Origin of the sequence: Pseudomonas sp. NPDC089395, from assembly GCF_044749525.1 — a bacterium.
GTDB lineage: Bacteria > Pseudomonadota > Gammaproteobacteria > Pseudomonadales > Pseudomonadaceae > Aquipseudomonas.
This window is the reverse complement of sequence record NZ_JBIVID010000009.1, coordinates 23,343-42,542: the sequence shown is the minus strand read 5'-3', so window position 1 is coordinate 42,542 and position 19,200 is coordinate 23,343. Positions and strand designations below refer to the sequence as shown.

General features: G+C 62.2%; 15 protein-coding genes. 5 read left to right on the top strand and 10 right to left on the bottom strand.

Annotated features, from left to right (window positions below; genetic code table 11):
* Positions 1 to 2 precede the first annotated feature (2 nt).
* From truB to ACIPZG_RS19265, 4 genes are all read left to right on the top strand, one after another.
* Positions 3 to 920, top strand: coding sequence for a tRNA pseudouridine(55) synthase TruB (truB, locus tag ACIPZG_RS19280; RefSeq protein ID WP_400642730.1), 918 nt, complete (start codon positions 3 to 5; stop codon positions 918 to 920).
* Positions 921 to 1,069: 149 nt separating this feature from the next.
* The gene (gene rpsO / locus ACIPZG_RS19275) at positions 1,070 to 1,339 is read left to right on the top strand and encodes a 30S ribosomal protein S15 (RefSeq protein ID WP_012274241.1); all 270 of its coding nucleotides are present in this window, start codon (positions 1,070 to 1,072) and stop codon (positions 1,337 to 1,339) included.
* A gap of 249 nt (positions 1,340 to 1,588) precedes the next feature.
* Entirely contained in the window at positions 1,589 to 3,694 is a 2,106-nt protein-coding gene (pnp, locus tag ACIPZG_RS19270; RefSeq protein ID WP_400716171.1) for a polyribonucleotide nucleotidyltransferase, read from the top strand.
* Positions 3,695 to 3,956: 262 nt separating this feature from the next.
* On the top strand, positions 3,957 to 4,307 hold the full coding sequence (locus ACIPZG_RS19265) for a BON domain-containing protein (RefSeq protein ID WP_400716169.1): 351 nt from the start codon (positions 3,957 to 3,959) through the stop codon (positions 4,305 to 4,307).
* A 77-nt stretch (positions 4,308 to 4,384) separates the two neighbouring features.
* On the opposite strand, the gene ACIPZG_RS19260 is transcribed toward ACIPZG_RS19265, so the two are convergent.
* Complete coding sequence (locus ACIPZG_RS19260) at positions 4,385 to 4,687, bottom strand: putative quinol monooxygenase (RefSeq protein WP_400716167.1); 303 nt, start codon at positions 4,685 to 4,687, stop codon at positions 4,385 to 4,387.
* Positions 4,688 to 4,747: 60 nt separating this feature from the next.
* Here ACIPZG_RS19260 and ACIPZG_RS19255 point away from each other — a divergent pair, with 60 nt between their 5' ends.
* Positions 4,748 to 5,161 carry a VOC family protein gene (locus ACIPZG_RS19255; RefSeq protein WP_010955354.1) on the top strand — a complete coding sequence of 138 codons (414 nt, stop codon included), beginning with the start codon at positions 4,748 to 4,750 and terminating at the stop codon, positions 5,159 to 5,161.
* Between the two features lie 66 nt (positions 5,162 to 5,227).
* On the opposite strand, the gene ACIPZG_RS19250 is transcribed toward ACIPZG_RS19255, so the two are convergent.
* The 9 genes from ACIPZG_RS19250 to ACIPZG_RS19210 all read right to left on the bottom strand — a co-directional run bounded on the left by ACIPZG_RS19250 (position 5,228) and on the right by ACIPZG_RS19210 (position 19,197).
* Positions 5,228 to 8,161, bottom strand: coding sequence for a DUF748 domain-containing protein (locus ACIPZG_RS19250; RefSeq protein ID WP_400716165.1), 2,934 nt, complete (start codon positions 8,159 to 8,161; stop codon positions 5,228 to 5,230).
* A 76-nt stretch (positions 8,162 to 8,237) separates the two neighbouring features.
* A complete protein-coding gene (locus tag ACIPZG_RS19245) occupies positions 8,238 to 9,107 on the bottom strand; it encodes an oxygenase MpaB family protein (protein WP_400716163.1) in 870 nt (289 codons plus the stop codon).
* A gap of 42 nt (positions 9,108 to 9,149) precedes the next feature.
* Entirely contained in the window at positions 9,150 to 11,084 is a 1,935-nt protein-coding gene (gene acs, locus ACIPZG_RS19240; protein WP_400716161.1) for an acetate--CoA ligase, read from the bottom strand.
* Positions 11,085 to 11,271: 187 nt separating this feature from the next.
* Positions 11,272 to 12,936 carry a glucose-6-phosphate isomerase gene (gene pgi, locus ACIPZG_RS19235; protein WP_400716159.1) on the bottom strand — a complete coding sequence of 555 codons (1,665 nt, stop codon included), beginning with the start codon at positions 12,934 to 12,936 and terminating at the stop codon, positions 11,272 to 11,274.
* Positions 12,937 to 13,185: 249 nt separating this feature from the next.
* Positions 13,186 to 14,049: a pantoate--beta-alanine ligase gene (gene panC / locus ACIPZG_RS19230; protein WP_400716157.1), complete on the bottom strand. Its 864-nt coding sequence runs from the start codon at positions 14,047 to 14,049 to the stop codon at positions 13,186 to 13,188.
* Positions 14,046 to 14,846: a 3-methyl-2-oxobutanoate hydroxymethyltransferase gene (panB, locus tag ACIPZG_RS19225; RefSeq protein ID WP_400716155.1), complete on the bottom strand. Its 801-nt coding sequence runs from the start codon at positions 14,844 to 14,846 to the stop codon at positions 14,046 to 14,048. The genes panC and panB overlap by 4 nt, the downstream gene beginning before the upstream one ends.
* Before the next feature lie 251 nt (positions 14,847 to 15,097).
* Positions 15,098 to 15,577 carry a 2-amino-4-hydroxy-6-hydroxymethyldihydropteridine diphosphokinase gene (gene folK / locus ACIPZG_RS19220; protein ID WP_008092316.1) on the bottom strand — a complete coding sequence of 160 codons (480 nt, stop codon included), beginning with the start codon at positions 15,575 to 15,577 and terminating at the stop codon, positions 15,098 to 15,100.
* On the bottom strand, positions 15,574 to 16,962 hold the full coding sequence (locus ACIPZG_RS19215) for a polynucleotide adenylyltransferase PcnB (RefSeq protein WP_400716153.1): 1,389 nt from the start codon (positions 16,960 to 16,962) through the stop codon (positions 15,574 to 15,576). The genes folK and ACIPZG_RS19215 overlap by 4 nt, the downstream gene beginning before the upstream one ends.
* Positions 16,963 to 17,751: 789 nt before the next feature.
* On the bottom strand, positions 17,752 to 19,197 hold the full coding sequence (locus ACIPZG_RS19210) for a sigma-54 dependent transcriptional regulator (RefSeq protein ID WP_008092313.1): 1,446 nt from the start codon (positions 19,195 to 19,197) through the stop codon (positions 17,752 to 17,754).
* Positions 19,198 to 19,200: the final 3 nt, after the last annotated feature.

Here is a 19,200-nt window from a genome sequence, read left to right as displayed (position 1 = left end):
CGGTGGCCCAGGTCAAACGTATCCGCCGCAACGTCAGCGGCATCATCCTGCTCGACAAGCCGCTGGGGTTCACCTCCAACGCTGCGCTGCAGAAAGTTCGCTGGTTGCTCAATGCCGAGAAAGCCGGGCATACCGGCAGCCTCGACCCGCTGGCCACTGGCGTGCTGCCACTGTGCTTCGGTGAAGCGACCAAGTTCTCGCAGTACCTGCTCGATTCCGACAAGGGTTACGAAACGGTCATGCAGCTGGGGCAGACTACCAGCACCGCGGACGCTGAAGGCGAAGTCCTGCAGACCCGCGAAGTGACCGTTGGTCGCGCCGACCTGGAAGCGGTTATCCCGCGTTTTCGGGGTGAAATCCTTCAAGTACCGCCGATGTACTCGGCGCTCAAGCGCGATGGTCAGCCGCTGTACAAACTGGCGCGTGCAGGAGAGGTAGTGGAGCGCGAGGCGCGTTCTGTTACTATTGGTCGCTTGGAGTTGCTCGAGTGCGAAGGCACCCGTGCTCGACTGTCGGTCGGTTGCAGCAAAGGCACCTATATCCGCACCCTGGTGGAGGATATCGGTGAAGCCTTGGGCTGTGGCGCCTATGTCGCCGAGCTGCGCAGGACCCAGGCTGGGCCCTTCGTGCTGGCACAGACGGTCACCCTCGAGGAACTCGAGCAGGCCCACGCCGAAGGCGGCAACGAAGCGCTCGATCGCTTCCTGATGCCGTCCGACAGTGGGTTGCTGGACTGGCCGCTGGTCTGCCTGTCCGAGCACAGTTCGTTCTATTGGCTGCATGGCCAGGCGGTACGTGCACCGGACGCGCCGCAATTCGGTATGGTCCGGGTACAGGATCACAATGGTCGCTTCATCGGTATCGGTGAAGTGAGCGAAGACGGGCGTATTGCGCCGCGTCGACTGATTCGGTCGGAATGACCGGAACCGTAGGTCGAGGCTTCGGCTGAAACCGGCGGGTACAAGGGTGGCTGTCAGTAGGCACGGTCACACCTTTTTTATTAATACAGGGTTTTGTCCCTGGCCTATTGGACCCCGGTAACGGGATCCGTTTAATCAGGAGTAGCCTCATGGCCCTCAGCGTTGAAGAAAAAGCTCAAATCGTTACCGACTTCCAGCAAGCTGCTGGCGACACTGGTAGCCCGGAAGTTCAGGTTGCTCTGCTGACCGCGAACATCAACAAGCTGCAAGGCCACTTCAAGGCCAACGGCAAAGACCACCACTCCCGTCGTGGCCTGATCCGTATGGTTAACCAGCGTCGTAAGCTGCTGGACTACCTGAAGGGCAAAGACACCACTCGTTACAGCGCCCTGATCGGTCGCCTGGGCCTGCGTCGCTAATAGCGGCCTGGTCAGTGGTGTGCATGGCGTGTCGCATGCTTCGGGAATGCTGCCTGGCAGGGTTTTCGTTGGACACGTCACGCGTATCTCCGAGGTTGGCAGCCTGGCAGTGCTGAGCGGATTTTCCGCTCGGCGCCAGGCTCCCAGCCTCGTGTTGTATCTGGACGGTCAATGGGGCCGATTCCCCGTTCTGCCCAAGAATTCGCAAGAAACCAGTTCCCCCAGAGCCACTGAAAAAGGTAGGAAACCGTGAACCCGGTAATCAAGAAATTCCAGTTCGGTCAATCGACCGTTACTCTCGAAACGGGCCGCATCGCCCGTCAGGCGACCGGCGCCGTGCTGGTGACCGTCGACAACGACGTCACCGTGCTGGTGACCGTGGTCGGCGCCAAGCAGGCAGACCCGGGCAAGGGCTTCTTCCCGCTGTCGGTCCACTACCAGGAAAAGACCTACGCCGCTGGCAAGATCCCTGGTGGCTTCTTCAAGCGTGAAGGCCGTCCTTCCGAGAAAGAGACCCTGACCTCGCGCCTGATCGACCGTCCGATCCGCCCGCTGTTCCCTGAAGGCTTCATGAATGAAGTCCAGGTCGTCTGCACCGTGGTTTCCACCAGCAAGAAGACCGATCCTGACATCGCTGCGATGATCGGTACCTCGGCTGCCCTGGCTATTTCCGGCATTCCGTTCGAAGGCCCGATCGGCGCTGCCCGTGTTGCTTTCCACGAAAGCACCGGCTACCTGCTGAACCCGACTTACGAGCAGCTGCAGGCTTCGAGCCTGGACATGGTCGTAGCCGGTACCGAATCCGCTGTACTGATGGTTGAATCGGAAGCCCAAGAGCTGACCGAAGACCAGATGCTGGGCGCCGTACTGTTCGCCCACGACGAATTCCAGTCGGTCATCCAGGCTGTCAAAGAGCTGGCTGCCGAAGCGGGCAAGCCGACCTGGGACTGGAAACCGGCCGTTGCCAACACCGAACTGTTCAACGCCATCCGCGCCGAATTCGGCGAGGGCGTTTCCCAGGGCTACACCATCACCGTCAAGGCCGACCGCTACGCGCGCCTGGGCGAACTGCGCGATCAGGCGATCGCCAAGTTCTCCGGTGAAGAAGGTCAGCCTTCGGCTGCCGAAGTCAAAGAAATCTTCGGCGAAATCGAATACCGCACCGTTCGCGAAAACATCGTCAACGGCAAGCCGCGTATCGATGGTCGTGACACCAAGACCGTTCGTCCGCTGAACATCGAAGTTGGTGTTCTGCCGAAGACTCACGGTTCGGCACTGTTCACCCGTGGCGAAACCCAGGCCCTGGTCGTCGCGACCCTGGGTACTGCACGTGACGCCCAACTGCTGGACACCCTCGAAGGCGAGAAGAAAGACCCCTTCATGCTGCACTACAACTTCCCGCCGTTCTCGGTAGGCGAGTGTGGTCGCATGGGCGGTGCTGGCCGTCGTGAAATCGGTCACGGCCGTCTGGCCCGCCGTTCGGTTCAGGCCATGCTGCCGGCTGCCGACGTGTTCCCGTACACCATCCGTGTAGTGTCGGAAATCACCGAGTCCAACGGTTCCAGCTCCATGGCTTCGGTTTGCGGTGCATCCCTGGCCCTGATGGACGCCGGTGTACCGATGAAGGCACCGGTTGCCGGTATCGCCATGGGTCTGGTCAAGGAAGGCGAGAAGTTCGCAGTCCTGACCGACATCCTGGGTGACGAAGACCACCTGGGCGACATGGACTTCAAGGTAGCCGGTACCGCCAAGGGCGTCACCGCGCTGCAGATGGACATCAAGATCAACGGCATTACCGAAGAGATCATGGAAATCGCCCTGGGCCAGGCCCTGGAAGCGCGCCTGAACATCCTCGGCCAGATGAACCAGATCATTGGTCAGTCGCGTACCGAGCTGTCGGCCAACGCCCCGACCATGATCGCGATGAAGATCGACACCGACAAGATCCGTGACGTCATCGGTAAAGGCGGCGCCACCATCCGCGGCATCTGCGAAGAAACCAAGGCCTCGATCGACATCGAAGACGATGGCTCGATCAAGATCTTCGGCGAAACCAAGGAAGCGGCCGAGGCGGCTCGCCAGCGCGTCCTGGGCATCACCGCCGAGGCCGAAATCGGCAAGATCTACGTGGGCAAGGTCGAGCGTATCGTCGACTTCGGCGCCTTCGTCAACATCCTGCCTGGCAAGGACGGCCTGGTGCACATCTCGATGCTGAGCGACGCTCGCGTAGAGAAAGTCACCGACGTGCTGAAAGAAGGTCAGGAAGTCGAAGTACTGGTACTGGACGTGGACAACCGCGGCCGTATCAAGCTGTCGATCAAGGACGTTGCCGCGGCCAAGGCTTCGGGCGTCTAAGCGACTGACACGCAGTGAAAAAAGGGCCCTCCGGGGCCCTTTTTTATTGGCCCTGCGGAACCTTTTGCGCACTTGCATCTTGCATGCAGGTTTACCACGCGGATTGCAAAATGCACGACCAAGCACTTTGGCTGAATGGCCTAAGTTATTGATTTATAAAGAAACAAGCGAAGCGGCAAAGCTGGCACACGGCGTGCAACTACACTCTTACCTGCCGCCACGAGACACGGCGCAGACCTTTCGAATAACAGGAGTGACCCACATGAAGAAGTTCGCCATTGCTGCCGCTACTGCTACCGCTCTGACCCTGACCATGGCTAACGCGGCTTTTGCCCAGCAGTCGACCCAGGCCCCGATGACGCTGGCGGCTGGTGAGATGGACAAAGCCCAGGAAGCGACCTCCGACACCTGGATCACCACCAAAGTGAAATCGGACCTGATGACTGAAAAGGGTATTCCAGGTACTGACATCAAGGTCGAGACCAACAAAGGTGTGGTTTCGCTCTCTTCGGACACTGCCGTTACCGAGTCTCAGAAAGAGAGAGCAGTAACGATCACCAAGAACATCAAAGGTGTTAAGGCTGTGTCGGCTGACGGCCTGAAGGCCGAATAAGGAATGTCCCGTCGGCTAAAAGGATTTGGCCATCTCTGCAAAAAGCCCCGGTCTCGGCCGGGGCTTTTCATTGCTGCTCAGTTCACCGGATTGCGTGCGATCACATCGCTTTCAAAGCATTCCTGCTCGAGCACCAGGGGTTCGACCAGCGGGCGGCTGTCGCGAAAGTGCGCGGTGCGGGTATGCGCTTCATAGGCCTCATCGTCCCGGTAGATCTCATACAGGTAGATCACATCGGGGTCGACCCGGTCCTGGCAAACATCGAACACCAGGCAACCCGGCTCGGTGGCCACCGAGGCTGCGGCATTGATGTTGATTGCAGCAAGAAAGGCTTCGGCGCAGCCGGGTTTCACGCGAGTCTTGATGAACAGGCTGTACACAAGAGGCTCCTTTTGTTTTAAATTCAGTTTTGAATTGTATACAAAAATGGAGCCGCGCCAATGTCTGAATTACCTGCACGCCCGGGTCGCCTTAACGGCCTGCGTCATATCGCCTTGCTGGTGCCCAACCTGGAGGAGTGCGAGCGCTTCTATGTCGATGTGCTGGGCATGGAGGTGCTGAACCGGGCCAACGAGGATCTGGTGTACCTGACCTGCGGCAACGACAACCTGTCGCTGGGGCGGGGTGCAGGGGCGGCCAATGGGCTGCAGACCCTCGACCACTATGGGTTCATCGTCGACAGCGTCGAGGAGCTGGAGGCTTGGTATCAGTACTTCAAGGCGCATGGGGTGACGCTGCTCGATCGGCCCTTCAACCATGGTGATGGGGCGCGCAGCTTCCACTTGCTGGACCCTGCGGGGAACAAGGTACAGCCCTTGTATCATCCGGCGGTGTCGGGGCAGCGCTTGGTCTGACTAACGCGGTGTATTGCCTGTGCCGGCCTCTTCGCGGGCTTGTCCCGCGAAGGGGCCGGTAATGATTCACTCGGCATCCAGATGCATCGGGGTAATCACCCGACCATCCGTTTCAGCCTGCCCCAGGCTGGTGTCAATGAAGTACACCCGGTCATCCTCCAGCTTGCCCTTGTCGACCAGGTAATCCTTGATGCTGCTGGCCCGCTCCTGACCCAAGGTACGCAGCAGGGCCGCACTTTCCGCCCATGACTTGATCACCGCCTCGCGCAGCTTGGTGGTGCGCTCGTCACGGCTGAGCTGTTGCCATTCAGCAGGCGGCTGCTGCTTCAGGCGATTACGATAGATACCTTCGAGCATCGCCGGCTTGTCACTGTCGTCGACCACCAGCATCGAGGCGTTGGCTGGCACTTTGTCGCCACGGCGTTGCAGGATCTTGTACCAGGTCGCCTGGTACTCGCGCTCCAGGCGCTGCTGCGCGATCAGCGGGCCATCGCTGCTCTGGGCGCTGGTGCCTTCGATCTCCAGGCGCAGTTCAGGGCGTTCCTTGAGGGCCGAGGCCAGCTTGTCCAGGGCCGACTGTGCATCGCCGCTGAGTTCACTGGAACCCGGCGCGAAGGAGACATTGCCAAGGTCTTGCGAACCGCCGCCGGCAATCAGCCCACCGATGAACTTGAACGGCGCCTGGGCCGCGCGAAGCACCAGGTTGCGCAGGGTCTGCCAGACAATCGGCATGACGCTGAACTGCGGGTTGTTGAGGTCACCGGATACCGGCAGCTCGATCGAGATCTTGCCTTCGGTGTCCTTGAGCAGGGCGACTGCCAGGCGGATGGGCAGGTCCACTGCATCCGGGCTGTCGACCTTCTCGCCCAGCTGCAATTGCTCCACCACCACCTTGTTCTCGGCCTGGAGCTGGCCGTTGGTGATCTTGTAGTGGAGATCGAGGTTCAGACGGCCCTTGCGGATACGGAAGCCCGCGAACTTGCCGGAGTAGGGCGTCAACGTGGTCAGTTCGACGCGCTTGAAGCTGGTGGCGATGTCCAGGCTGGCCAGCGGGTTGAACGGGTTCAAAGCGCCCTTGATGGTGACCGGTGCGTAACGGTCGACCTTGCCCTTGACGTCCACCTTGGCCGGCGCCGGCTTGCGGTTGTCGATGGTGCCGATCTGGCCATTGAGCTGCTGGACGGCGGTGGCGAAGTTGGGCGTCAGGGTGAGGTCGGCAAAATTGGCAGAGCCATCGTTGATGTTGATCTGGCCAATACGCACGCCCAACGGCTTGCTCGCCGGCGCGCTGGTGGCTTTGGCCTGGCCGGAGGTAGCGCCGGCGGGCTGCGGAATCAGCAAGTCATCGACATTGGTGGTGCGGTCTTCGTTGATGATGAAGCGGGCATAAGGCTGTAGCAGGGTCACCTTGTCGATCGAAACGGCATCGCCGTGCACGTAGGACAGGCCGTCCACATTCAGCTGCTGCCATTTGACGAAGTCGCGGTCCTTGATGGTGTCCAGGGTGTGCAATTGGTTGACCTGTGCCTTGCCGGTCACCGTGAAGGCCAGGGGTTCGGTGCTCTTGAGGTCGACCTTGAGATCACTGGCGAGCATGCCGCTGCGCAGCTCCAGGCGAATGAACGGGCTGAGGTAAGCCTGGGCGATGCGCAAGTCGATATCGCGGGTGCTGACATCGAGCTTGGCCGTCACCGGTGCCAGGTTCACCTGGCCTGCGGCTTGCAGTTTGCCCTGCTTGCCAATACCGGTGTCGAGCTTGAGGGTGAAAGGCGACTGGTTGAGGCTGTCGAAGCCCTGCAGGTCGACGTTCAACGGCCCGACGTCCAGCGCTACGGGCTCCTTCTGGCTGCGGTCGGCCAGGTGCACCTGATAATTGCGCAACTGCACATCCTGCAGCAGCACCTGCCACGGTTTGCTCGGTTCCTTGGCGGCCTGCTCTTCAGGGGCAGGCTCGGCGGCGGCCGGTTCGGTCTTTTCCTTTGCTGTGGCCTTGGCTGGCTGGCTGGCGAACAGCTTCTGCCAGTCGAGCTGACCGTCCTGCTCCAGGGCAGCCCAGGTTTCAAGTTTTTCGCTGCGGACCTTGCCCACGGTGACCAACTGCTTGGCCAGGTCGATGGAGGTTTCGCTCACCTCCAGACTGGCCAGGCGCGCCAGTGGGCGGCCATCCGGTGCCTTGATGGAGAAGGGTGCGATTCGCATCGAGGTCTTGTCGAGCAGCAGCTCGGTGGTCTTGGACAGATTGAGCTTGTAATGCGTGTCGAGGTTGAACACACCGTCTTCCAGCACCAGCGGCACGGCGTCGCGCACATAGGGCCAGAACAGTTTCATCTTGCCATCGGTGACCTTCAGGGTGCCTTCCGAGGCGATCGGCGCCAGGCTCAAGGTGCCGCTCCAGTCCACGCGCCCGCCGTTCGGCCCGCGCGCCACCAGGGTCATGTCGGCGTTGTCGTCGGGCAGGGTGCTGAGGTTCTTCAGCTCCAGGTTCATGTCGTCGTAGACGAACTCGATTGGCTCGCTCGGGCGCTGGTCGGCGAAGTGCAGGTAGCCGCCGCTCAGCTTGATGCTGCCGATACGCAGCGGGAACGGATCACTGGGTGGCTGCTCGGCTTGCGGTTCGCTGGCCGGCAGCTTGAACAACTGGGTCAGGTTGAGCGTGCCGTCCTTGGCGAACAGCACCTCATTGCGCGGCTTGTCGAGCTCCACGGCCTGCAGGTGCAGGGCGCCTTTCCACAGGCTGTCGAGCGCAAGGTTGGCATACAGCCGTTCGAAGCCGACCTGCTCCTTGCCGGGCTCGCCGATCTGCAGGCCCCACACGGTCAGCTCAAGGCTGAACGGGTTGAATTCGATACGTTCCAGCTTGGAAGGCACGGTGGCATATTGCGCCAACTGCTCGTTGGCGATGCGCAGGCCGACACCGGGGAGAATCAGGAAACCAAGCAAGCTGTAGAGGGCCACGAGAGCCAGCACGGCGCCGAGGGCGCGAGTCAATCCTTTGTACATGTGTGCATCGTCTGTCAAAGCAGGAATGCTTGGAGTATGGCACGTTAAATCGGTTCCGCTGATGCGACCAATTCCCTCACTCGATGCCCATGCGCCGCCTGGCCCGATGCGCCGAGCCATCGCGCATCGCCCAGCGCAGCACGGGCGCCGTGCGCTTCAAGCCCAGGCGAATCATGCGCCGCTGCAACGGCCCGTGCTGCAGGCCGAGCATGGCTTGGGCCCAATCCGGCAACAGATCGATGCCGGCGTGCAGCATGAGCTTGCCCACAGGTTGGGCGAGGCGGCTAGGGGCCGGGGCCTGGAGCAGGATGTCGAGCACTTCCAGGCTCCGGTGATCGCAGTGCAGGTGTGCACGCATGTGTCGCAGGTAGTCATCGACCTGCTGGCATGAGCGCGGTACGTCACGCGCGCCAAGGCGCTCGGCGATCAGCGCGATCTCAGCGTAGTAAGCGTCCTGATCGGCGCGTGACAGCAGAGGGTCGCGATAACGCACGTGGGCGGCGAGGAAGCTGCTGACTTCGGCCACATGCACCCAGGTCAGCAAGTCCGGGTCGCTGGCGGCATAGGGCCGCCCATCGGGCGCGGTACCGGTGACCTGCAGGTGAATGGTGCGCACCTTGTCGATCAGCCAGTTGGCATCGCGGGTCGAGCCGAAGGTGGTGCCGGAGATGAACTGGCTGGTGCGGCGCAGGCGGCCCAACAAGTCTTCGCGGAAATTGGAGTGGTCCCATACACCGGCCAGGGCGAGTGGGTGCAGCAACTGCAGCAGCAAAGCGCTGATGCCCCCGACCAGCATGCTCGGAAAATCGCCATGCACTCGCCAGCTGAGGCTGTGCGGGCCGAACAGGCCCGGATCGCCTTTGGGCGACTCCAGGTCGAGCTGGCCGAGGGCCAGCCCGGTAAGGCTCATGACCTGGGTTTCGATGCGGCGACGTAAGGCTTCCATGGCGACCTGTGGTTCAGGGCGGCCATGGACGGTGGCCGCCAGCTATTGATTGAGGCGTGTGTCGATCAACCCCTGGACCACGCTCGGATCGGCCAGGGTCGAGGTATCGCCCAGGTTGTCCAGTTCGTTGCAGGCGATTTTGCGCAGTATACGCCGCATGATCTTGCCCGAGCGTGTCTTGGGCAAGGCCGGGGCCCACTGGATCAGCTCAGGCTTGGCGAAGCTGCCGATTTCCTTGCTGACCAGTGCCAGCAGCTCGGCCTTGAGCGCATCGTCCGGGGTAACACCGTTCATCGGGGTAACGAAGGCATACACGCCCTGGCCTTTGAGATCATGGGGATAACCGACCACGGCCGCCTCGGCGACACTGTCATGCAGCACCAGTGCGCTTTCCACTTCGGCGGTGCCGATGCGGTGGCCGGAGACATTGATCACGTCATCGATACGGCCGGTTATCCAGTAGTCGCCATCGGCGTCGCGGCGGGCGCCGTCGCCGGTGAAGTAGTAGCCGGGCAGAGGTTTGAAATAGGTGTCGACCATGCGCTGGTGGTCACCATAGACACTGCGGATCTGCCCTGGCCAGCTGGCCTTGATCGCGAGCAGGCCGACCCCTGGGCCTTCGATCAACTTGCCTTGGTCGTCCAGCAGCACCGGTTGCACGCCGAACATGGGCTGGGTGGCACAGCCGGGCTTGAGGTTCTGTGTGCCGGGCAGTGGCGTGAGCATGATGCCGCCGGTCTCGGTCTGCCACCAGGTGTCGACGATGGGGCAGCGTTTTTGCCCGACCTCTTCGAAGTACCACTCCCAGGCCTCAGGGTTGATCGGTTCGCCGACGCTGCCGAGCAGGCGCAGGCTCTTGCGCGAGGTGCTCTGCAGCGGCTTGGAGCCTTCGCGCATCAACGCGCGCAGGGCGGTGGGCGCGGTGTAGAAGATGTTCACCTGGTGCTTGTCCACCACCTGCCAGAAGCGCGACGTGTCGGGGTAGTTGGGCACGCCTTCGAACATCAGCGAGATCGCACCGTTGGCCAGCGGGCCGTAGACGATGTAGCTGTGGCCCGTGACCCAGCCGACGTCGGCGGTGCACCAGAACACCTCGCCGTCGCGGTAGTCGAATACCACCTTGAAGGTCATCGTCGCTTGCAGCAGGTAGCCACCGGTGGTGTGCAGTACGCCCTTGGGCTTGCCGGTGCTGCCAGAGGTATAGAGGATGAACAGCGGGTCTTCGGCGTCCATCGGTTCCACTGGGCACTCGTCACCGGCGTTCTCGGTAGCCAGGTGATACCAGAGGTCGCGGCCCTCGCGCCAGGCGACCTCGCCACCGGTACGGCGCACCACCAGCACGCTGCTGACCGCAGGGCAATTGGCCAGGGCCTTGTCGACGTTCTGCTTGAGCGGGATGCGCTTGCCGCCACGCACGCCCTCATCGGCGGTGATCACGGTGCGGCAGTCGGCATCGAGAATGCGGTCGCGCAGGGCGTCCGGGGAGAAACCGCCGAACACCACCGAGTGGATCGCGCCGATGCGTGTGCAGGCGAGCATGGCATAGGCGGCCTCGGGGACCATCGGCATGTAGATGCACACCCGGTCACCTTTTTTTACCCCGCGTGCCTTGAGGGCATTGGCCAGGCGGCACACCTGGCGGTGCAGTTCGCGGTAGGTGATGGCCTTGGCGTCCTTGGGGTCGTCGCCTTCCCACAGCAGGGCGGTCTGTTCGCTGCGCTGGGCCAGGTGGCGGTCGATGCAGTTATAGCTGACATTCAGTTGGCCGCCGTCGAACCAGCGGGCTTTGCCGGTCTTCAGGTCGCATTGCTGCACGCGGGACCAGGGCTTGATCCAGTCCAGGCGCTTGGCTTGCGCGGCCCAGAATTTGTCGGGATCTTCGATCGACTCGCGGTAGAGGCGGCGGTAATCGTCGGAGGAGAGGGTGGAGGACTGGCTGACGGCCAGGGCCTCGGGGTAGTTGCGGATATCGAACATGGCGGGTGGTCCTTGCGCTTGTCGGGGGCGATGGACTGCAACGGCTATTCGATTGGACAGTGTAGCGCTTGGGGGTGTTCCGAGGATGTGTGCAAGCCAGTGCCGGCCTCATCGCGGCTAAAGCCGCTCCTACAGGTTCAGCGAAACCCTGTAGGAGCGGCTTTAGCCGCGATGAGGCCGGAACCGGTCAACCGCGGTGACGGCCGCGGAAGTAGTTGATCAGGCCTTGGGTCGAGCCATCTTCGGCGCTGTCTTCAAGGCTACCCACCAAGCGTTGGTAGACACCCTTGCCCAGCTCCTTGCCCAGCTCCACGCCCCACTGGTCGAAGGCGTTGATACCCCAGATCACGCTCTGCACGAACACCTTGTGCTCATACATCGCCACCAGTGCGCCCAGACGCCGCGGACTGATGCGTTCGACCACCAGGGTGTTGCTCGGGCGGTTACCCGGAATCACCTTGTGCGGCGCAAGCTTTTCGATATCGGCTTCGTTCAGGCCCTTCTGGCGCAGCTCGGTCTCAGCTTCCTCGCGGGTCTTGCCGAGCATCAGCGCCTGGCTTTGCGACAGGCAGTTGGCGTACAGCCACTGATGGTGGTCGGAGACCGGGTTGAAGCTGACCACCGGAACGATGAAGTCCGCCGGAATCAGTTGGGTGCCTTGGTGCAGCAACTGGTGGTAGGCATGTTGGCCGTTGCAGCCGACGCCACCCCAGATCACAGGGCCGGTGTCGGTCTTCACGGGTGAGCCATCCTGCAGCACGCTCTTGCCGTTGGACTCCATGTCCAGCTGTTGCAAGTGCTTGGTAATGTTGCGCAGGTAATGGTCGTAGGGCAGGATCGCGTGGCTCCGGGCGCCCCAGAAGTTGCCGTACCAGACGCCCAGCAGGGCCAGCAGCACCGGCATGTTCTTGTCGAATGGCGCGGTCTGGAAGTGCTGGTCCATGGTGTAGGCACCCGACAGCAGTTCCTTGAAGTTGGCGGTGCCGATGGCCAGTGCGATCGGCAGGCCGATCGCCGACCACAGCGAGTAGCGCCCACCCACCCAGTCCCACATCGGGAAGATGTTTTCTTCGCGGATGCCGAAGGCCATAGCGGCGGCCTTGTTGCTCGATACCGCGATGAAGTGGCGATACAGCTCGGCTTCCGAGCCGCCCTGGGCCAGGTACCAGTGGCGTGCGGCCATGGCGTTCTTCAGGGTCTCGAGGGTGTTGAATGATTTCGACGAGACGATGAACAGGGTGGTTTCGGCGCGCAGGTTGGCCGACAGCTCATGGAATTCGCTGCCGTCGATGTTCGCCAGGTAATGGCAGCGTACGCCACGCTGGGCATAGGGCAGCAGGGCTTCGGAAACCAGCTCGGGGCCGAGGAACGAGCCGCCGATGCCGATGTTGACCACGTCGGTGATCGGCTTTTCGCTGTAGCCGCGCCACAGGCCGTCATGAATACGACCCACTAGCTCGGTGATCTGGTTGAGCACCTTGTGCACGTCCGGCATCACGTTCACGCCGTTGACACTGAGCTTGTCGCCCACCGGGCGGCGCAGGGCCGTGTGCAGGACCGGGCGGCCTTCTGAGGCGTTGATGATCTCGCCGCTGAACATCGACTTGATCGCATCCTGCAGGCCGACTTGTTCGGCCAGCTTGACCAGCAGCTCACGGCTTTCATCGGTGATCAGGTTTTTTGAATAGTCGAGGAACAGGCCGCAACAGCTCAGGGAGAACTGTTCGAAGCGTTTTTCGTCGGCGGCGAACGCTTCACGCATGCTGAAGTCTTGCATGGCGTCGCGGTGTTGCTGGAGTGCCTGCCAGGCAGGCAGGGCCGTAACATCGTGGGGTGTACGGTAATACGCCATTGAGCAGAATTCCTTGATGCGTGGTGGGGCTTGGACAGGGCAGTCGATGCCGGGTTCAGGCTGGCCATCATTATAGGCAAAGGTCACGCACAGGGAATGGGGGCGCGGGGGATTTGAGAGGGGGGGCGCCACGGCGCCCCCATCGCCGGCAAGCCGGCTCCCACAGGTACACCACTGTTCTCGAGAACGGCGCAAACCTGTGTGGGAGCCGGCTTGCCGGCGATTGGGCTGCAAAGCAGCCCCAAGCCGTTAAGCGGTCTTCTCTTCCAGATGCAGGTACAGGTTGTCGATCAACCGAGTGTTACCCAGGTAGGCAGCGGCCAGGATCACCAGGTCGCGGTCGCCAAACGTGGCCGGGCGCAAGGTCACGGCATGGCGTACTTCCAGATAATCCGGACGCAGGCCTGCAGCGATCAGCTGTGCCTTGCTCTCCTCGACCAGCGCCGGGAAATCGACCTGGCCACGGGCGATGGCCTCGCCGAGCTGTTTCAAGGTGCGGTACACCACCGGGGCCGTGGCCCGCTGCTCAGGCGTGAGGTAACCATTGCGCGACGACAGTGCCAAACCGTCCTCGGCGCGCACGGTGGGCTCGCCGATGATCTGGATGGGCATGTTCAGGTCACGCACCATGGCGCGGATCACGGCCAGCTGCTGGAAATCTTTCTCGCCGAACACGGCTAGGTCGGGCTGCACCATGTTGAACAGCTTGCTGACCACCGTGGCCACACCCTCGAAATGCCCTGGGCGGCTGGCGCCACACAGGCCTTCGGACAGGTTCGGCACGCTGACACGCGTCTGCACGCTCATGCCATCGGGATACATCTCCTCGACAGTGGGTGCGAACAGCAAGTGGCAGCCGGCATCGAGCAGGCGCTGCTGGTCCGCGGCGAGCGTGCGTGGGTACTTGTCCAGGTCTTCGTTGGCGCCAAATTGCAGCGGGTTGACGAAGATGCTCGCCACGACGAAGTCGGCACGCTGGGCGGCCTTGGTCACCAGGGCGGCATGACCGCTGTGCAGGTTACCCATCGTCGGCACGAAGCCGATCCGCTTGCCTTCGCCGCGGGCGCGGGCGACGGCGGCGCGCAGTTCGCGGACGGTCTTGACTGTATTCATGCGCTGAACCCGTGTTCACTGCCTGGGAAGCTGACCTCTTTTACCGCCGTGACGTAGGCGGTGAGGGCGCTCTGGATATCGGGCTGGCCGACCATGAAGTTCTTGACGAATTTCGGCACCCGTCCGCTTAGCGACAAACCGAGCATGTCGTGCAGGACCAGCACCTGGCCATCGGTGGCGCTGCCGGCGCCGATGCCGATGACCGGGATGCTCACCGCCTGGGTGATTTCCGCGGCCAGTTCGCTGGGCACGCATTCGAGCAGCAGCATGGCCGCGCCCGCCTGCTCCAGGGCGATGGCATCGGCACGCATCTGCCGCGCTTGCGCTTCATGGCGTCCCTGCACCTTGTAGCCGCCAAGGACGTTGACCGTCTGTGGGGTCAGGCCCATGTGCGCGCACACCGGCACACCGCGTTCGGCCAGCAGGCGAATGGTTTCGGCCAGCCAGGCGGCGCCTTCGAGCTTGATCATGTGGGCGCCGGCCTGCATCAAGGTGGCGCAATTGGCGAAGGCCTGCTCAGGCGTGGCATGGGCCATGAAGGGCAGGTCGGCGAGGATCAGCGCACCGTCGTTGCCACGTTTCACGCAGGCAGTGTGGTAGGCCATCTCGGCGGTGGTGACGGGCAGTGTGCTGTCATGGCCTTGCAGGACCATTCCCAGGGAGTCGCCCACCAGCAACACTTCGACGCCAGCCTGGCTGGCGGCCTTGGCGAAGGTCGCGTCGTAGCAGGTCAGCATGGTGATCTTTTCACCCTTGGCCTTGAGGCCGTGCAGGGTGGTCAGGGTTACTTCAGGCATGTAGGAAAATCCTCGTTCAGGCGCTGTGAATAACGACTGCAAACAACGCGTGTAGTCATCTTCCGGAGCGGCACATCATCGCGCGTGATGTTCGGGTACAGGTCCGTCCGGGCCTAAATACGGGTGTGCGGCACTTTGGCGTCACACGGGACGCCTATAGTCGTGAGCGAGGTGGGGGAAGTCAATGACCCTGTTACCGCATTGTTACTATCAGGGTGTTACTGGCGTTACTTCAAGCCCAAGCGCCCGTATTACAGGCGCTCCAGGCCGACGTACGGGCAGGCTGAGAGCAATTGGGCGAGGGCGCGGCCATCGGCCAGCTGGAAGTCTTCCGGTACCAGTTCGGCCAGCGGGTACAGCACGAAGGGGCGGGCGTGCATGTGGTAGTGCGGCACTTGCAGGCGCGGCACGTCGATGACCTGGTCGCCGTACAGCAGGATATCCAGGTCCAGTGTGCGCGGTCCCCAGCGCTCTTTGCGCACGCGGCCCTGGCCATGCTCGATGGCCTGCAGGGCGTCGAGCAGGGCCAGCGGATCGAGCGAAGTATCCAGCGCGGCGACAGCGTTGGTATAGCGCGGCTGGCCGGGCAGTAGCGATTCGCTGGTGTACAAGGCCGAAGCCGCCGCCAGGCGGGTGTCGTCCAGCTGGTCCAGCGCCTGCAGGGCATTGCGCAGTTGTTCGGCCGGGGCATCCAGGTTACTGCCCAAGCCGACATAGGCCCGCGTGTTCACTCGAACGCCTCGTCACCGCCGCGTTTGCGCTTGCTACCGCTGCGCTTGCGTTTGCGCGGGCCGGCTGCGGAGCCTTCATCACGGCTGCCCAGCTCGCGGATCATGTCGCGGCGCTGGCTGTCGTTGGCGTCCTGGTAGTCGGTCCACCACTGGCCGAGCTCATCGGTTTCCTCGCCAGCGCTTTCACGCAGCAGCAGGAAGTCATAACCGGCGCGGAAACGTGGGTTGTCCAGCAGCGCGTCGGCACGCTTGCCGCTGCGGCGTGGAAGGCGCTCCTGCATGTCCCAGATTTCGCGAATCGGCAACGTGAAACGCTTGGGAATGGCGATGCGCGCGCACTGTTCGGCGATCAGGTCGTGGGCAGCACCGTTCATGGCCGGAATCGGAGGCACGCCTTGGTTCTGCAGGTGCAGCACGCGGCTTGGCAGGGCTGGCCAGAGCAAGGCGGCGAAGAGGAAGGCCGGTGTTACCGGCTTGCCTTGCTTGACGCGCAGGTCGGTGTTGTTCAGCGCCTGGCTGATCAGGGTGTGGGTGTAGGTCGGGCGTTCTTCCAGGGCATGGGCACTGGCCGGGAACAACGGCTCGAACAACTCCAGGTCGACCAGCATTTCGAAGGCGATCGCGCCTTGGCCGGAGAGGAACAGCTTGAGGCATTCCTCGAACAACCGCGCAGGCGGGATCTCGCGCAGCATCGGGGCCAGTTCGCGGATCGGCTTGAAGGTGTGCTTCTCGATACCGAAGTCGAGCTTGGCCGCGAAACGCACCGCGCGCAGCATGCGCACCGGGTCTTCCTGGTAACGGTGGGTCGGGTCGCCGATCAGGCGCAACAAACGGTTGCGGATATCGTGTACGCCGTTGGCGTAATCGAGCACGCGCTCGCTGACCGGGTCGTAGTACAGGGCGTTGATGGTGAAGTCGCGGCGCTGCGCGTCTTCTTCCAGGCTGCCGTAGACGTTGTCCCGCAGGATGCGGCCGCTGGCATTGTGCGACGAACGGTGGCTGTCGCCCTGGTCGTCTTCCGAGTGATGGGCGCGGAAGGTGGCGACTTCGATGATCTCACGGCCGAAATGCACGTGGACCAACTTGAAACGCCGGCCAATGATGCGCGCATTACGGAATTCGGCGCGAACCTGTTCGGGGGTGGCGCTGGTGGCGACGTCGAAGTCCTTGGGCGTGATGCCCAGCATCAGGTCGCGGACACAGCCACCGACCAGGTAAGCCTGGTAGCCCGCACTCTGCAGGCGCTCGACGATGTTCACCGCGTGGCGGCTGAACTGGTGGCGCTGCAGCGAATGTTGGCTCTTGTTGATCACCTCAGGCGTGGTGCGCTTGTGGTGCTGGCCCGGTACGGGAGGGCGGAAAGACTGGAACAGCTTCTTCAGCATGGGATGCACTGTGTGAAGGAATGTTCGGCCAAGAATAGGAGAATGGCCGCATGATGGGCGGGGATTCTAGCATTTACTCGGGGAATGGTGTAGGCGGTCGCAGGTTGGCCTGCCGGAAGGGAGAAACGACAAGGGGAGCCTAAGCTCCCCAAGAAGTCGTTGCGTGCTCTTATTGTTTTTTTACTGGGCTTCTTGTTTTTGTTGAGTGCCCTGTCCACAAAACGCAAAGCTTGTGGACGACCCCCAATACGGGGGTAAAGAGCAAACGGATTGCTTTGGCCGCTGATGTCACGTTGACCTTTCGATCCAACCAGTTCAGGCGCTGCTTTTTAGTGCAGTTTTTGTTGTTCTCTGCCTGGTCGTGGGGCAAGCCCCAAACACGCATCCTCTCCAAAAGAATCAGTTAGCTGCGCCTCCGCCGTCTTGTTTTTATTGTGCGTGAGCCGTTTCGTCTTGTTCTTATTCTGAGTTGCTGTGCTTGTTATTGTTCTTGTACCAGACATATAGCAGGTGCCGTGCCAACTTTTTGAAACTCAATGAAATCAGGGGTTTGCGCGGAATGAGGGAGGCGGGGCGGGCCAGAAATGTCGAAATTTCGTTACCGTATGCCTCGGGGACTGTTACGCCGAGAAGGGTGGGTAACAGATTTTTGCGGGAACTGATGTGTTACTGAGGGGGTGGGGTGTGGCCACCGGCCTCATCGCCGGCAAGCCGGCTCCCACAGGAAGAGGGTGGTCTAACTGTGGGAGCCGGCTTGCCGGCGATGAGGCCTGAGAGGCCACAGCGAGATCACTCGCTGGTGGCGTTGCTCTTGCGGCGCGGAATGCCCAGGCGCTGGCGACGCTCCCACAGGCACTTGCGGCTGACCCCGAGCTTTCGGGCCAGCTCGGTCTCGGTCATGTGGTCCTGATGTTCGAGTACGAAATGCTGGAAGTAATCTTCCAGTGACAGGTCCTCGGTCGGCTCATGGCTGGCGTTGTTGGCGCTGGCGCCGGTTGCGACCATGGCATTGTCGAGCAGATCGTCGTCCTCGAGATCGCTCAACTCGATGTCGATACCCAACAGTTCGGCGGAAATTTCCGCGCTCTCGCTCAGGATCACCGCGCGCTCGACAGCGTTTTCCAGTTCACGCACGTTGCCGGGCCAGCTGTAGTGACGTATGGCTTGTTCCGCTTCTGCCGAGAAGTGCAGGTCGTCGCGGCCGATGCGTGCGCTCTGGCGAGCGAGGAAGGCATTGGCGATTTCGTTGACGTCGCTGCCGCGCTCGCGCAAGGCAGGCAGCTTCAGGGCAATCACATGCAGGCGGTAGTAAAGGTCTTCGCGGAACTGCCCGGCCTTGGCCAGGTTCTTCAAGTCGCGGTGGGTCGCGGCGATCAGGCGCACATCGACCTTTTGCGACTGAACCGAACCGACGCGGCGGATTTCGCCTTCCTGCAGCACGCGCAGCAAGCGCGCCTGGGCCTCCAGCGGCAATTCGCCGATCTCGTCGAGGAACAGCGTACCGCCATCAGCGGCTTCCACCAGGCCAGCACGTCCGGCGCTGGCGCCGGTGAACGCACCTTTCTCGTGACCGAACAGTTCTGACTCGATCAGGGTTTCGGGAATGGCCGCACAGTTCACCGAGATCATCGGTGCCTTGGCCCGCCGCGACAGGTTGTGCAGGGCGCGGGCGACCAGCTCCTTGCCGGTGCCGGACTCACCCTGGATCAGCACGTTGGAATCGGTGGGCGCCACCTTGCGGATCTTGCTGTACATGTCCTGCATCGGCGGGCACGAACCGATGATGCCGATCTCGCCATTGGCCGCTGCCGGGCTGGCCTTGTCGGCCGGCGCACCCTTGCCATTGGCGCGTGGTTCGGCGGCCGGGGTGGGCGCGGGAGCGTTCTGTCGGTCGCGCAGGATGCGTGCCACGGCCTGGAGCATTTCGTCGTGGTCGAAGGGTTTGGCGATGTAGTCCACCGCGCCCATCTTCATCGAGTCCACCGCCGAGCGCAGGCTGGCGTAGCTGGTCATGATCAGTACCGGCGTGCCCTGGCCGAGCTTGATCAGCTCGGTGCCCGGGGCGCCAGGCAGGCGCAGGTCGCTGACGATCAGGTCGAAGGTGGCAATGCTGAAGCGTTCCTGGGCTTCCTGAACCGAGCCGGCTTCGCTGACCTGGTACTGGTTCCGTTCAAGCAGACGACGCAAGGCCGAGCGGATGATGGTTTCGTCTTCGACGATCAGAATGTGCGGCATTGA

Bases quoted from the DNA above. Each gene is read 5' to 3' on its own strand.
- rpsO (WP_012274241.1), top strand. From the start codon at position 1,070: ATGGCCCTCAGCGTTGAAGAAAAAGCTCAAATCGTTACCGACTTCCAG.
- ACIPZG_RS19265 (WP_400716169.1), top strand. From the start codon at position 3,957: ATGAAGAAGTTCGCCATTGCTGCCGCTACTGCTACCGCTCTGACCCTG.
- ACIPZG_RS19255 (WP_010955354.1), top strand. From the start codon at position 4,748: ATGTCTGAATTACCTGCACGCCCGGGTCGCCTTAACGGCCTGCGTCAT.
- ACIPZG_RS19250 (WP_400716165.1), bottom strand. From the start codon at position 8,161: ATGTACAAAGGATTGACTCGCGCCCTCGGCGCCGTGCTGGCTCTCGTG.
- ACIPZG_RS19245 (WP_400716163.1), bottom strand. From the start codon at position 9,107: ATGGAAGCCTTACGTCGCCGCATCGAAACCCAGGTCATGAGCCTTACC.
- acs (WP_400716161.1), bottom strand. From the start codon at position 11,084: ATGTTCGATATCCGCAACTACCCCGAGGCCCTGGCCGTCAGCCAGTCC.
- pgi (WP_400716159.1), bottom strand. From the start codon at position 12,936: ATGGCGTATTACCGTACACCCCACGATGTTACGGCCCTGCCTGCCTGG.
- panC (WP_400716157.1), bottom strand. From the start codon at position 14,049: ATGAATACAGTCAAGACCGTCCGCGAACTGCGCGCCGCCGTCGCCCGC.
- panB (WP_400716155.1), bottom strand. From the start codon at position 14,846: ATGCCTGAAGTAACCCTGACCACCCTGCACGGCCTCAAGGCCAAGGGT.
- ACIPZG_RS19215 (WP_400716153.1), bottom strand. From the start codon at position 16,962: ATGCTGAAGAAGCTGTTCCAGTCTTTCCGCCCTCCCGTACCGGGCCAG.
- ACIPZG_RS19210 (WP_008092313.1), bottom strand. From the start codon at position 19,197: ATGCCGCACATTCTGATCGTCGAAGACGAAACCATCATCCGCTCGGCC.